Annotated in this window: 12 protein-coding genes; 2 read left to right on the top strand and 10 right to left on the bottom strand. The window is 50.7% G+C overall.

Annotated elements, in window-relative coordinates:
• The first annotated feature begins 39 nt into the window (after nucleotides 1-39).
• Entirely contained in the window at nucleotides 40-2,406 is a 2,367-nt protein-coding gene (ligA, locus tag O6P33_RS06495; protein ID WP_269819383.1) for an NAD-dependent DNA ligase LigA, read from the top strand.
• 304 nt (nucleotides 2,407-2,710) lie between these two features.
• Nucleotides 2,711-2,977 (top strand): GNAT family N-acetyltransferase, encoded by a 267-nt coding sequence (locus O6P33_RS06500; RefSeq protein WP_269819384.1) that lies wholly within the window; start codon nucleotides 2,711-2,713, stop codon nucleotides 2,975-2,977.
• Nucleotides 2,978-3,042: 65 nt separating this feature from the next.
• Here O6P33_RS06500 and O6P33_RS06505 read toward each other — a convergent pair whose 3' ends face one another.
• The 10 genes from O6P33_RS06505 to minD form a co-directional block, all read right to left on the bottom strand.
• Entirely contained in the window at nucleotides 3,043-4,119 is a 1,077-nt protein-coding gene (locus O6P33_RS06505) for a 3-deoxy-7-phosphoheptulonate synthase (RefSeq protein WP_269819385.1), read from the bottom strand.
• Between the two features lie 163 nt (nucleotides 4,120-4,282).
• A complete protein-coding gene (locus tag O6P33_RS06510; RefSeq protein WP_332880045.1) occupies nucleotides 4,283-5,938 on the bottom strand; it encodes a BatD family protein in 1,656 nt (551 codons plus the stop codon).
• Nucleotides 5,935-7,665: a VWA domain-containing protein gene (locus O6P33_RS06515; RefSeq protein WP_269819386.1), complete on the bottom strand. Its 1,731-nt coding sequence runs from the start codon at nucleotides 7,663-7,665 to the stop codon at nucleotides 5,935-5,937. Before O6P33_RS06515 ends, O6P33_RS06510 begins: the two co-directional genes overlap by 4 nt.
• A complete protein-coding gene (locus tag O6P33_RS06520) occupies nucleotides 7,665-8,663 on the bottom strand; it encodes a VWA domain-containing protein (protein WP_269819387.1) in 999 nt (332 codons plus the stop codon). The genes O6P33_RS06515 and O6P33_RS06520 overlap by 1 nt, the downstream gene beginning before the upstream one ends.
• The gene (locus O6P33_RS06525) at nucleotides 8,656-9,138 is read right to left on the bottom strand and encodes a DUF4381 domain-containing protein (RefSeq protein ID WP_269819388.1); all 483 of its coding nucleotides are present in this window, start codon (nucleotides 9,136-9,138) and stop codon (nucleotides 8,656-8,658) included. The genes O6P33_RS06520 and O6P33_RS06525 overlap by 8 nt, the downstream gene beginning before the upstream one ends.
• Nucleotides 9,131-10,078 carry a DUF58 domain-containing protein gene (locus O6P33_RS06530; protein WP_269819389.1) on the bottom strand — a complete coding sequence of 316 codons (948 nt, stop codon included), beginning with the start codon at nucleotides 10,076-10,078 and terminating at the stop codon, nucleotides 9,131-9,133. The genes O6P33_RS06525 and O6P33_RS06530 overlap by 8 nt, the downstream gene beginning before the upstream one ends.
• Nucleotides 10,078-11,037: an AAA family ATPase gene (locus O6P33_RS06535; protein WP_269819390.1), complete on the bottom strand. Its 960-nt coding sequence runs from the start codon at nucleotides 11,035-11,037 to the stop codon at nucleotides 10,078-10,080. Before O6P33_RS06535 ends, O6P33_RS06530 begins: the two co-directional genes overlap by 1 nt.
• Nucleotides 11,038-11,132: 95 nt before the next feature.
• The gene (locus O6P33_RS06540) at nucleotides 11,133-11,768 is read right to left on the bottom strand and encodes an RluA family pseudouridine synthase (RefSeq protein ID WP_269819391.1); all 636 of its coding nucleotides are present in this window, start codon (nucleotides 11,766-11,768) and stop codon (nucleotides 11,133-11,135) included.
• A gap of 68 nt (nucleotides 11,769-11,836) precedes the next feature.
• Complete coding sequence (gene minE, locus O6P33_RS06545) at nucleotides 11,837-12,091, bottom strand: cell division topological specificity factor MinE (protein ID WP_269819392.1); 255 nt, start codon at nucleotides 12,089-12,091, stop codon at nucleotides 11,837-11,839.
• Nucleotides 12,088-12,903: a septum site-determining protein MinD gene (gene minD / locus O6P33_RS06550; RefSeq protein WP_269819393.1), complete on the bottom strand. Its 816-nt coding sequence runs from the start codon at nucleotides 12,901-12,903 to the stop codon at nucleotides 12,088-12,090. The genes minE and minD overlap by 4 nt, the downstream gene beginning before the upstream one ends.
• Between the last annotated feature and the right edge of the window lie 24 nt (nucleotides 12,904-12,927).

The following is a 12,927-nucleotide window of genomic DNA, read 5'->3' on the forward strand; positions in this document are numbered from 1 at the left end:
GGCAGCTCAGGCTGCTCTTTTTTGTTTGAGAATTAGGTTATGAATGCAAAGCACACGATTGCCACACGTATTGCCCAGCTGCGCGCCGCCATTGAGCAGCATGATTACAATTACTATGCACTAGATGCGCCAACCGTACCTGATAGTGAGTACGATCGTTTATTTAACGAGCTGCGTGAGCTGGAGCAACAGCATCCAGAGTTGATCAGTGCAGACTCGCCCACGCAGCGTGTTTCTGGTCAGCCATTGGCTGCCTTTAAGCAAGTTCAGCATACTGTACCCATGCTCAGCTTGGGCAATGCTTTTGCTGAAGAACAAGTGTTGGAGTTCGCACAGCGTGCGCAGCAAGCATTAGGGACTGAGCAAGACGCGGATGATTTGTTTGCCCCAGAGTTGTCGCTGGAGTACTGCTGTGAACCCAAGCTCGATGGCTTAGCGGTGAGCATCACCTATGAGAACGGCATGCTAGTGCGAGCGGCAACCCGTGGCGACGGGCAAACGGGGGAGGATATTACTGCAAATGTGCGCACCATTCGCAATGTGCCACTGAAGCTGCAAGGCACGGACTGGCCTGAGCTGTTGGAAGTACGCGGTGAAGTGTATATGCCTAAAGCCGGCTTTGCTGAGCTGAATCAGCGCATGTTAGCAACGGGGCAAAAACCTTTTGCCAATCCGCGTAATGCGGCAGCGGGCAGTTTACGTCAACTGGATTCTAAAGTGACTGCTAGCCGTCCTTTGGAGTTTTGCTGTTATGGCACCAGTACCGAAGGCTTAGCAGCGCAGCACAGCAGTACACTGCAACGGTTGCGCCAGTGGGGCATTATGATCAGCCCTGAATTAAAGGTGGTTAAAGACATTCAGGGTTGCTTGGCTTATTACGCGGATATCGGTGCGCGCCGGATGCAGCTGCCTTATGATATTGATGGCGTGGTATTTAAAATTAATGCCTTGGAGCAGCAGCGCGAGCTTGGTTTTCGTGCCCGTGAACCGCGCTGGGCATTAGCCTATAAATATGCTGCGCAAGAAGAGATCACAGAGTTATTGGATGTTGAGTTCCAGGTTGGGCGCACCGGTGCTATTACCCCCGTGGCGCGCTTAAAACCTGTGCATGTGGGCGGCGTGATGGTTGCCAATGCCACTTTGCACAATATGGATGAAGTGGCGCGTTTAGGGGTGATGGTGGGTGATAGCGTTATTGTGCGCCGCGCCGGTGATGTGATCCCACAAATCACGCAAGTGGTGTTGGAGCGACGTCCTGATAATGCGCGAGCCATCGCTACGCCTACGCAGTGCCCAGTATGTGGTTCGCGAGTCGAGCGTACCCAGCTGGTACGTCGCAGCAAAGGGCGTGAAGTCATTAGTGAAGGGGCGGTATGGCGCTGCATGGGGCGCTTAAGTTGTCAGGCGCAATTGCAACAGGCTTTACTGCATTTTGTATCTCGACGGGCCATGGATATTGACGGGCTTGGTGAGAAAATCATTGAGCAGTTGGTAACGCGTGAGCTGGTGCGCTCTCCTGCAGATTTATACCGTTTAACCTACGAGCAGGTGGTCGAGCTGGATGGCTTTGCTGATCTATCCGCGCGCAACTTAATTAGTGCTATTGCTAAGAGCAAGCAGCCGCGCCTTGCTCGCTTAATCTTTGCTTTGGGTATTCCCGATGTCGGTGAGGAAACCGCTAAAGTCTTGGCGCGCGCTTTGGGCTCTTTAGCACGGGTCCAGCAAGCTTATGCGCAAACGTTAGTGTGGTTGCCAGAGATTGGTGCGGAAGTCGCGCATGAAATTGCCAGCTTCTTTGCTGATCAGCATAACCAATCTGTTTTGCGCCAGTTTACTGAGCTGCAGGTGCAAGCCAGTGATGAAGGGCAGCCCGCTGTTGAGTTTCAAGCCTGTACGACCTTTGCCGGGTTTATTGAGCAATTCAATATCAGTGGTATCGCTCGCACCAATGCACAGCGGCTTGCGGAGCACTTCCAGACTGTGGAAGCTTTGTTTGCTGCCGATTGGCTGACGCTAAATACGATTGAGCGTCTGCCGAAAAAAGCTGCGCAAGCTGTGCAGGATTTTATTCAACAAGCTGGGCAGCGCGAACTTGCGCTGCGCTTGGAGCAGCAGTTGCTCGATTTTGGTATGCACTGGAGCTGCCAGCGAGAACAAGTGCAAGCAGCGGCCTTAGCCGGGCAGACCTGGGTTTTAACTGGCACTTTAGAGGAGTTAACCCGCTCGCAAGCCAAAACACGCCTAGAGCAGCTTGGGGCTAAAGTGGCAGGTTCGGTATCGGCGAAAACCAGCTGCGTGGTGGCTGGCAGTAGCGCAGGCTCAAAACTGTCACGGGCGCATGAGTTGGCAATTCCTGTTTTAACGGAGGCTGAGTTTTTAACTCAGCTGGCCGAGCTGGAGCAGTAGCATGGTTGGTCATAAGCTGACTGTATAGACTATTGTTTAATTGTTTACCCAGCGGGTTGGGCTATGCTGCAGTCGTCTACCTCCTGCGGGAAGACAGATTCATGCGTAAAACATTCCTCCCCCGGGATGTTTATTTTAGACGGCCATTGGCCGTCTTTTTTTTGCCTGCAGTTTATTCTTGAGCTATGGCAACCTGAGCGTGGCTACGCAGGGCCAGTGTATTAATTGAAGTGACTACACTGTGGGCAAGTAGGTGTATGCTAAAGCCCTGAGTGAGCTAAAAACATTGATCTTGGAGGTCCAGATGAGCGAGTCAATTCAAGTTGAGCATGATGCGCAAAATAAGTGCTTTTCAGCCGTGATTGATGGTTATCAAGCGCTGTTGGAGTACCGGGTGCTCGATGAGCATTCGATAGATATCTACCACACCTTTGTACCCGATGAGTTAAGGGGGCAGGGTGTTGCAGCCGTTTTAGCCAAAGAAGCCTTGGCGTATGCTAAACAGCAAGAGTTAACTGTGGTACCCAGTTGTTCGTATATTGCTGTTTATCTTGAGCGGCATCCGCAATAAAGACTGAGTATAAAAACAACAACGCCCAGTCGAATGCTGGGCGTTGTTGTTTGCTAAGCTAACTTTTAGTTGCGTTGACGCTTGGGTAAAACGTCTTTTAGCTTTTCATGCATGCTGCGGATACTTTTTTCTGTGGTTTCCCAGTCAATGCAAGCATCAGTGATAGAGACACCGTATTTGAGTTGACTGAGGTCCTCACAAATGGCTTGGTTACCCCAGCCTAGGTGGCTTTCCACCATTAGGCTGCTGATGGATTTATTCCCATCAACAATTTGGTTGGTAATGTTCTCGAGGACCAGAGGTTGTAAGGCTGGGTCTTTGTTGGAGTTGGCATGGCTGCAGTCAATCATAATATTGGCTTTGATTTTAGCCTTCTCCAGTTCCTGCTCACAAACAGCAACACTCACTGAATCGTAATTGGGCTTACCATTGCCGCCACGTAAGACCACGTGGCCATAGCGGTTACCTTTAGTTTCTACGATAGAAACGCCACCTTGCTGATTGATACCCAAGAAACGGTGTGGGTTTGAGACTGATTGCAGGGCATTAATGGCTACAGTTAAGCCACCATCAGTACCGTTTTTAAAACCAACCGCAGAAGATAAGCCCGAGGCCATTTCACGGTGAGTCTGTGATTCTGTAGTGCGTGCACCAATGGCAGACCAGCTGATTAAATCTTGCAGATACTGGGGCGAGATAGGGTCAAGGGCTTCGGTCGCTGTGGGCAAGCCTTTTTCCGCTAAGTCCAGTAACAGTTGGCGGCCAATGTGTAAGCCGTCTTCAATCTTGAAAGAGTCATCCAGGTAAGGGTCGTTGATTAATCCTTTCCAGCCCACGGTGGTGCGGGGCTTTTCAAAATACACCCGCATAATTAAAACCAAGGTGTCTGAGACTTCGTCGGCTAATACCTTGAGACGGTCAGCGTATTCATGGGCAGCTTTAATATCGTGAATAGAGCATGGGCCGATTACAATAAATAAACGGTGGTCTTTACCACTTAAAATATCGCGCACAACTTGTCGTCCATGGGAGACGGTTTTTTGTGCTTGCGCGCTGAGTGGTATTTTTTTCTTCAATTGCTCTGGCGTGATTAATGTCACGTTAGATGCAATATTTAAATCATCGATTGGTAAATCAGCCATCGTCGTTTTATCTCACTCGCAAGTCATAAAAATAAATACGTTGAACAACCGTGTTCAACACCAAAAACAGTTAAAGGAATCCTTAAACCATACCGCTTTACTCGCCGTAACGAAAGTCTCAGAGGTAATCTAGTATACGCTAGAGGTTCTGTTGTTCGGCGATTTAAGGCGGATAAAGTGGCGGCAGCTGTTCATCATCGCTGCTCTGTGCTTGCGGATTAAACGATAAGTTGCCAATGGCCTGCCATAAGGCTTGGCCTTGCCAGTCGCTGTAGTTCTCACTGTATAAAGCGCTGTTTAATGCATCCAGTGCTGCGCTGAGGGTGCTGTCTCGTGCAGCCATATCAGCTAAGGTTTCTGGATACTGCCGGGCCCAAGCATCCAGTGCAAGGCGTGTGTTATTGGCGTCATTGGATAAGCAGGCGCGCTTTAAATCATCTTGTAAGCTGCGTGGCGTGGGGCCGCTACTACTTGCGGCAATTACGGCCGGCTGATGACGTGCACGCCACCATAAAATAAAACCAGCCAAGCTAAGCAGCGCCAGTAATGCACTTAAAGTTTGCCAAAATATCAGCTGCTGTATAAGCGCCAAAGGTGCTGCAGGCTGGCTGTGGCTGGGCATTAATGCTGGAGAGACTTGGTTAAACATGGCTGTTTGGAGATGCAGTTTTTGTTCTGCTAGCTCTGCGTATTCTAGCTGGTCAGTAATGGTGTTCCACCAGGGCAGTTTAATCGCAGCAAGACTTTGTTGCCCTGGGGTTTGAAAGACAAACGCCTGACGTTGCTCGCGGCGACTGGTCAAGCCTAGCTCAGTGTCTTGGTGGCTAAAGACGGGCTGGTCTAGGTACGCTTTATAGTCAGGGGAGGCCGGTGGCGTAATATCGGGTAATAGCGAGCTGGGTAAGCCCTGTGCTTGCAGCTTAAGTAGTCGCGTGACTGCTGTACCGATATTGATCGGCGTATCTAAGCTGGGTGTCCAGCTTTGTGTCAGGCTGATGTCTTGAGCGGGCAGCCAGACGGCATCAGTTGGGTAGTCGTTGGGAATATCTTTGACCTGCAAAGGAATACGAGCTGATTTCACTTCAATACGTTGCCCAGGCTGCGCAGTGAAGGGGGTTAAAGAGTGGGGGTCGTGGCCAGCCAAAGTTGCTGAGAAGGTTTGTGGCGGGATGTTAATGAGGCCGCTTTGCTGTGGGAAAATTGCGTAGCTGACTTCAATCACGCCATGGCGCACGCCGTTAATATGCCGCTCAAAGGTACGTGGCTTATCGAGTTGCTCAACCCGGGCATTATCCAGCAGCAGCGGTGTTAGGTTGCCGTCAGAAAACAATGGAATGGCGTGGTAAATGCGTAAGGTTAGGATCACTTGAGCTTGAATATAAACCCAGTCGCGGTCGAGTTGGGTGTCAATGTAGACCGGCTCAAGCTGGCCAATATTTTGCTCGGTGACATCTTTGATATACAGATTGATGGGTGTGCTTTGCAGGTCACCTAAGCTGAGCGGGGGAATGATTACAAAGCCGGTTTGCTTAGGCAGTAAGGTTAGTAACCACTGAGTTACTGGACGCTCAACCCCTGTGGCAGTACTTAAACGGTTGACTTGTCGACTGGAAAGTAACTCAAAAAAAGGTTTCAGTGGGCTCAGATCTGGGGTTAAAAATTGAGTGGTGTCATCTGATTCTAAAATCAGCTGCACACTTTCCCCTGCATTGAGCTGCATGCGATCAACGCTGGCGGTAAAAGACGCTGCTTGAGCGAGTGGCATGCACAGCAGTAATAAACAAGTCAGGCAGTAGACTGCTATATCACGAGGGTTCACGGGGCTGTCTCCTGAGCATTTTGCTCATACCAAAACTTACGCTTTAAGAGCTCGCTGGGGTTATCAGGGATTTGCTCAAGCCAGTCCTCTAATTGTATAGGTTGTTCTGTGGACGCTGGTTCACTTGATGCTGGGTGGTCGCTGCTCGCTATTGTACTGGGCTTTGTTACTGCTGGCGTATCCGGCTTTTGCGCTGCGGTAAATGCTGGTGTTGCGCCTGTGCTGCTTGGGTCGTCTGCAGCGGCGCTTGCTGTTGTTGATGGCGCTACAGCAGTAGCAGGGGTGGCAGTTGTGCTGGGTTGGGCTGGTGTTTTGGCGTTAGGTTCGAGCGCTGCTGGTTCTGTAGCGTCGCTTGCTGTGGTTAAATGCTCTGTAACCACGGCCAAGTTATATTGCGCGGCAAGCATATTAGGTGCCTGGGTTAAAGCTTGCTGATAAGCCGCAATTGCGTCTTGCAGTGCTCCAGCTAAGGCTAAGGCATTGCCGCGGTTATAGTGGGCAGTGGCATCCTCTCGTTGTGCGAAGAGCTCAGCCGCAGCTTGATAGTCTTCAGCTAAATATAGGGCCGTGGCGCGCCATTGCATATCAGTAAAGCGCTCTGCTGCTAATGCCGGTTGCTCAGCAATCAGTCTGGCACCTTGTTGATCAGGTCGTAGCCATAAGTCTTCAAGGTTAAAAGCCAGTGCTTCCTGCGCGGGTAAGACACACACCAGTACTATCAGTAAACTGCCGCGCCGAGCGAAACTGGCAGTGATTAACAGCAGTGGCAAAATAAGCCAATAGCCTTGATCAAAGTGGTTTTTTGCGCCCGCGCTAATTGCCGCAGTGAGATTGTGGTTGACGGGAGTAAACATATCTAGGGCAAGCAGGTCACTGTCGTCAGTGCTGAGACGGCTATAAGGACTCTGCGTATGCTCGGCTAACAGTTGCAGTGACGTTTCATTGAGGCGGCTAATAATAATGGCACCAGTAGCGTCAGTGAGTAAGTGTCCTTGTGTTGATTGCACAATGGGCGCTCCAGCAGTGCTACCCACCCCGATAATTTTTAGCTCAATGGGCTGGCGTTGTAAGTGTTGTTCAATGGCTGCCTGTTCTAAAGTTGACACACCTGTGCTGAATAAGAGTATCTGGCCTTCACCTTGCGCGCCCTGCGCTAACAGATCAGTTGCCCGGGCAATAGCTAAATCTGCGCGCTTGCCGGGCGTTGGCATCAAGTCCGGTTGCAGTGCTTGCAGCAAGTTTTGACTGGTGAGTAGATCGTTGCTCAGCGGGACTAGGGTGTGAGCGCTGCCGGCGTAAACCACTAAGGCGGTATATGCTGCGTCGCGCTCTTTGAGTAGATTATTTATTTTTTCCCGCGCTTGATCTAGGCGGCTAGGGGCTAAATCCTCAGCCAGCATCTCAGGGGTTAATTCAAGGGCAATCACCAGTGGTGGCAGATCGCGTTCGTGATTATTGGTCGGGGTGTATTGCTCCCAGCTAGGGCCTAACAATGCCAAAATAGCACAGAGCCATGCGCAGCCGAGCAGCCAGTAGCGGCTGTTATGATCTTTAGCGCTATTGGACTTGAGTAAAATCGTTTGAAAGGCTTCAGGTAGCCAGCTGCGCCAGTCATTTTTTGATTGCTGCGTACGATAAAACCCCCAGCTTAACAGCAGCACTAGAGGCACACAGAGTAGCCAGTAAGGCCGCGTCCAATCAGGCCACAGGCTGAGGAGTGTTGGCATCAGTTCAGCTCCTTGGTTGCTGTCCGAGTGCGGTAAATACGCAGGGCTATCCACAGCATACTGAGTACGAGCGCAGCAGCCAAAGGCCAGTTGTAAAGCTCTTGGTACTGACGTTGCGGCTTTTGATAGGTGGCGCTGGGTTCAAGCTGATTAAGGGCTTGGTGAATATGAGTTAAATCGGTGCTGTCGGCGATATGAAAGTATGCACCAGAGGTTATTTGAGCAATGTCTTGAAGGCTATGTTCATCGAGTTCTAAGCTGCTGGCGTCAATGAGATTGGCGAGTTCTTGGCTCGCTGCGCTACCAACGCCCAGGGTATAAACTTTAATTTGATAACGCGCGGCTAGTTGCGCTGCGGCAGTGGGTGCCATGACGCCACTGTTATTAGCTCCGTCGGTGATTAAAACAAGCACTCGCTGCTGCGCTGGGCGCTGGCGCAGTCGCTTAATGGCTAAGCCAATGGCATCGCCAATTGCTGTGGTGTGACCGGCAATACCAGGTTGTGCTTCTTGCACCCAAGTGCGCACGCTGTGGTGGTCATAGGTTAAGGGCGCTTGTAAGTAAGCCTGGCTGCCAAATAAAATCAGCCCTAAGCGATCGCCGTGGCGTTCTGCAATGAAGTTATCCAGCCAATGTTTGACCAACTCCATACGGGTCACGCTGCGCCCATCTAAGTGCATGTCGCTGTATAGCATTGAGCTGGAGACATCGACAGCAATCAGTAGGTCGCGGCCGCTGCTGGCTTGCTCTGGTAAGCTGCCATGCAATTGTGGCCGTGCGCCGGCAGTCAATAATAGCAGCCAAAGCAGGCTGTAAATAAAGCTGTGGCTGTGTAACCGTGCTAGAACACCCGATTGCTGGTGCTGCAGGGTCTCTAGTTCAGCATAAAAAGGAACCTTGAGTTGCGCGCTGTGCTGGCGAGCAGGTGGGGTAAAACGGCGTAGTAACCAGGGGAGTGGCAGCAGTAAAAACAGCCACGGCCAAGCAAATTCAAACATGCTTACGAATCCAAGTGTCGATGGCTTGCTCAAGTTGCATGATTGATTTGTCATCTAGGGTGCAGTTGGGTTGGTAGGCACCTTGGACTAAAATCATCCAGCGGCTGAGTCCGGCTGCGGGGCAGCGGCTATCTAAAAAAGCCAACCATTCGCGGCCACTTAGAGTGTGGCTGGTAAAGTCTGGGTAGCGCGCTGCACAAATACGCTTAAGTAATTGATTCAACTGCTGCAGCCATGGCCCAGCATGTTGGCCGTCAAAAGGTTTGTTGAGTGCCTGCAGTTGCTGTAGAGCACTGTCGCGTAACGGGTCATCGTTGGCAGGCTGTATGCGCTGTGGATGTATTTGGGCACGGTAATACCAAGCTCCGCCTAAAAACAACAGCAAGAGTAGTACTAACCACCAGCCTAAAGCGGGCGGCCACCAGCTCACTGCCGGAGGTAAAATAATGGGCTGCAGTTGCTCAGGACTAATCATCAGCAGCTACCTGTGCAGCAGAGTTTTTGCTTAGGCTAAACCCCTGCAGTTGTTGCAATACGCAAGGTGTTGTACTCAGTGGCAATAAAGGGGCGTTGAGTTGTTGCGCGATACTTTGCCAGGCTTGCTGATAAGCCGCACCACGCTGTTGCCATTGCTCACGCAAGTTGCGTGCGTCAGTATTAATGCTCAGTGTTTTCTCGCCTAAGGCAAATTGCGCTTCACCCAAGTGCGGCAGACTGTGCTCTAAAGGGTCGCAGAGCGGCAGTAACAGTAACTCAGCATGCTCTGCAAGGCGGCGGAGCATGGCGCTGCTCTGCGTAGTTAGATGGCGCTCATTGCAAATTAAAATAATTAGACTGCCGGTACGGGTCAAGCGCCGTGCTTGCAATAGTGCGTCAGTGAGCGGGTTATCTGTATTTTGCGCCATGGCGTGTTGTAGGCGCTGATTAGCAGCAGCAATGGCTTGAAGAAAGTGTAAGACGCTGTGTTTATTGCGTTGCGTGGGAATATGGGTGCTGTCCGCGTCGGTAAAAACTAAGCCGCCCACACGGTCATTGTGGCGTAGGCTGGCCCAAGCAAATAAGCTGGCCACTTGGGCGGCAATCACAGATTTAAAGTTACCTGTGCTGGCAAAAAACACATGCAAACTTTGCTCAACAACAATGAATACAGGGCGCTCACGCTCTTCGTGGAAGACTTTTGTATGCACCTCGCCTGTGCGCGCAGTTACCCGCCAGTCAATACTGCGCGCATCATCACCGGCTTGATAAGCGCGCACCTGATCAAAGTCCATGCCGCGTCCGCGTAAGCGTGAACGGTGCAGGCCAAGTAAGGTGCTGTGTTGCAGCGGTGAGCTAAACAACTGAACTTTAGCCAAATGATGGCGCAAACCCAGTAAATACTCTAGGTCAACGTGCGTGCGGCCTGACTTACCCATTAGGCAACCGCGACAACATCAAGTAAGAGTTGTAAAACCTGCTCTTGATCAATCCCTGCTGCTTCAGCCTCAAAGGATAAAATAATCCGATGGCGTAAAGTGTCGAAGATTACTGCTTGAATATCTTCTGGGCTGACATAGTCCCGGCCGGCCAACCAAGCGTGAGCCCGGGCGCAACGATCAATGGCGATAGAGCCGCGTGGGCTGGCGCCAAAGCGTATCCATTGGGCCAGTTGCGCATCGTATTTGGCCGGTGTGCGTGTGGCAATCACCAGCTGAATCAGATATTCCTCCATGGCGTCAGCCATATACAAATTGAGGATTTCTTTGCGGGCAGCAAAGATAATGTCCTGAGTCAGCTGTTGTGGTGGCTTGGTCTCGCCGTGTAGGGCTATGCCGCGCGCTTGTTGGAGGATTTTTCGCTCAATTTGTGCATCAGGGAAACCGATTTTTACATGCATTAAAAAACGGTCCAGTTGTGCTTCAGGCAGCGGGTAGGTCCCTTCTTGCTCAATTGGGTTTTGTGTGGCCGTCACTAAAAATAAACTGGGTAAGGGGTAAGTGCTGTTGCCAATACTGACCTGATGTTCAGCCATGGCTTCCAGTAGTGCTGATTGCACTTTAGCCGGAGCACGGTTAATTTCGTCAGCTAGAATAAGGTTGTGAAAGACGGGGCCCTGTTGAAACTCAAACAGCGCACTTTCTGGGCGATAGATATCTGAGCCAGTGATGTCAGAGGGTAATAAGTCTGGGGTGAATTGAATACGTTGGAAACTGGCCTCTAAACCTTCGGCTAAGTATTTGATCGCCTTGGTTTTGGCTAAACCTGGAGCACCTTCAACCAGTAAATGCCCGTCTGCCAGTAAGGCAATCAGCAAACGATCCACGAGGCGTTCTTGGCCTAGGATTTGGTTAGTTAAGTAGTGGCGCAAAGCAAGTAAGGCTTCATGGGGTGACATAGCGTGCCTTCTCAATACAAAGTTCTATAGCTGCAGTGTAATGCATGTGCTGAGCTTGTGGATATGCATGGTTGGCAAATCTGCGCGCACTGCAGTTAAAAGGGCGTGGGGCAGTTGAAGTCTAAGCGCTGTTTGGAGTTTGGCTGAGTAATACTCAAGGCGTTAGCATGTAGGCATAGGCGCGGCGCCGCTTGCACAGCCAGGTCGTGGGCGTAAAGAATATCGCCGAGAATAGGATGGTCAATTGCTTGCATATGCACCCGTAACTGATGCGAGCGCCCAGTGTAAGGGGTGAGTTCGATGCGGCAATAATCAGGGTTGCGCTCTAATACTTGCCAAAATGTCAGAGCATGCTTGCCCAGTTCATGGTCAACAATTTGTCGTGGCTTATTGGGTGGATCATAGCGGAGCGGTAACTCCACTTGCCCCGCATCCTCAGTAAACTGACCCCAGCACAGTGCCGTGTAGCGCTTCTCAACTTCGCGATCATGAAATTGGCGTGATAGCTCACGATGAGCTTCAGCGTTTCTAGCAAGAACCATGAGACCTGTGGTTTCCCAGTCGAGACGGTGCACAATTAGGGCATCAGGGTAGCCGTTGTCTTGCAAACGAGTGATCAGGCAGTCTTTGTTATCTGCTGCACGGCCAGGTACTGAGAGTAACAAGGTGGGCTTGTTAACAACCAATATATCAGCGTCAGCATAGATAATTTCAATGCTTGAGAGTGGCATACCGAACCCTATAAATAAATTTGGCGACCCGTGGCCGCCAAACAGTGATTACGCTCATGCTGACGGCTTTAACGGTCTGGCAGGGTAATATTTAATTCAAGAATTGAGCAGCTGCCTTTGCTATCTAGGGCAACCTGCACCTGCTCTTGGTCGATTTTTACGTACTTGCGAATCACCTCAACCAGCTCTTTTTGTAGGGCAGGTAGGTAATCCGGTTCGTCACGCTGGCCACGTTCGTGGGCAACAATGATTTGTAGGCGCTCTTTAGCGAGAGAAGCGCTTGGTGCTTTTTTGCGTGTTCTAAAAAAGTCTATAATGCTCACTGCTTACCTCCGAACATGCGCTGGAGAAAGCCTTTTTTCTGTACATCGAGGAAACGGTGTGGAACCTCTTTTCCTAACAGGCGTTCAACAGCGTCGCTGTAGGCTTGGCCGGCATCACTTTCTTCATCAAGAATGACTGGTACACCTTGGTTCGAGGCTTTCAGCACTGCTTGTGATTCTGGGATAACACCGATCATTTGAATCGATAAGATCTCTTCGACATCTTCCACGCTGAGCATTTCACCACGGGCAACACGTTCTGGACAGTAACGGGTTAAGAGTAGGTGCTCGGTAATGGGTTCGCGACCTTCTTCAGCACGCTTAGACTTACTGGAGAGCAGACCCAGCATGCGGTCAGAGTCACGTACCGAGGATACTTCAGGGTTGGTCACAACAATGGCCGCATCTGCTAGGTACATTGCTAGGTGCGCGCCTTTTTCGATACCTGCCGGTGAGTCGCAGATCACATATTCAAACTGTTCGGCCAGCTCGGTGAGGACTTTTTCTACCCCTTCTTGGGTGAGAGCGTCTTTGTCGCGGGTTTGGCTGGCGGCGAGAATATAGAGGTTTTCTAAACGCTTATCTTTGATTAACGCTTGATTTAAGGTGGCATCACCGTTTATCACGTTAACGAAGTCATACACAACGCGGCGCTCGCAACCCATAATTAAGTCAAGGTTACGCAAACCCACATCAAAGTCGACAATGACAGTTCTATGTCCGCGTAATGCAAGGCCGGTACCAATTGCTGCGCTGGTGGTGGTTTTTCCAACACCGCCTTTACCTGATGTTACAACGAGAATCTTAGACAAGCGGGTCACCTTTTGAAAATAGTA

Source organism: Denitrificimonas caeni, from assembly GCF_027498055.1.
Lineage (GTDB): Bacteria > Pseudomonadota > Gammaproteobacteria > Pseudomonadales > Pseudomonadaceae > Denitrificimonas.

What these genes read in the sequence shown, in the direction of transcription:
- ligA (WP_269819383.1), top strand. Translation starts at nt 40, where the DNA reads ATGAATGCAAAGCACACGATTGCCACACGTATTGCCCAGCTGCGCGCC.
- O6P33_RS06500 (WP_269819384.1), top strand. Translation starts at nt 2,711, where the DNA reads ATGAGCGAGTCAATTCAAGTTGAGCATGATGCGCAAAATAAGTGCTTT.
- O6P33_RS06505 (WP_269819385.1), bottom strand. Translation starts at nt 4,119, where the DNA reads ATGGCTGATTTACCAATCGATGATTTAAATATTGCATCTAACGTGACA.
- O6P33_RS06515 (WP_269819386.1), bottom strand. Translation starts at nt 7,665, where the DNA reads ATGCCAACACTCCTCAGCCTGTGGCCTGATTGGACGCGGCCTTACTGG.
- O6P33_RS06520 (WP_269819387.1), bottom strand. Translation starts at nt 8,663, where the DNA reads ATGTTTGAATTTGCTTGGCCGTGGCTGTTTTTACTGCTGCCACTCCCC.
- O6P33_RS06525 (WP_269819388.1), bottom strand. Translation starts at nt 9,138, where the DNA reads ATGATTAGTCCTGAGCAACTGCAGCCCATTATTTTACCTCCGGCAGTG.
- O6P33_RS06530 (WP_269819389.1), bottom strand. Translation starts at nt 10,078, where the DNA reads ATGGGTAAGTCAGGCCGCACGCACGTTGACCTAGAGTATTTACTGGGT.
- O6P33_RS06535 (WP_269819390.1), bottom strand. Translation starts at nt 11,037, where the DNA reads ATGTCACCCCATGAAGCCTTACTTGCTTTGCGCCACTACTTAACTAAC.
- O6P33_RS06540 (WP_269819391.1), bottom strand. Translation starts at nt 11,768, where the DNA reads ATGCCACTCTCAAGCATTGAAATTATCTATGCTGACGCTGATATATTG.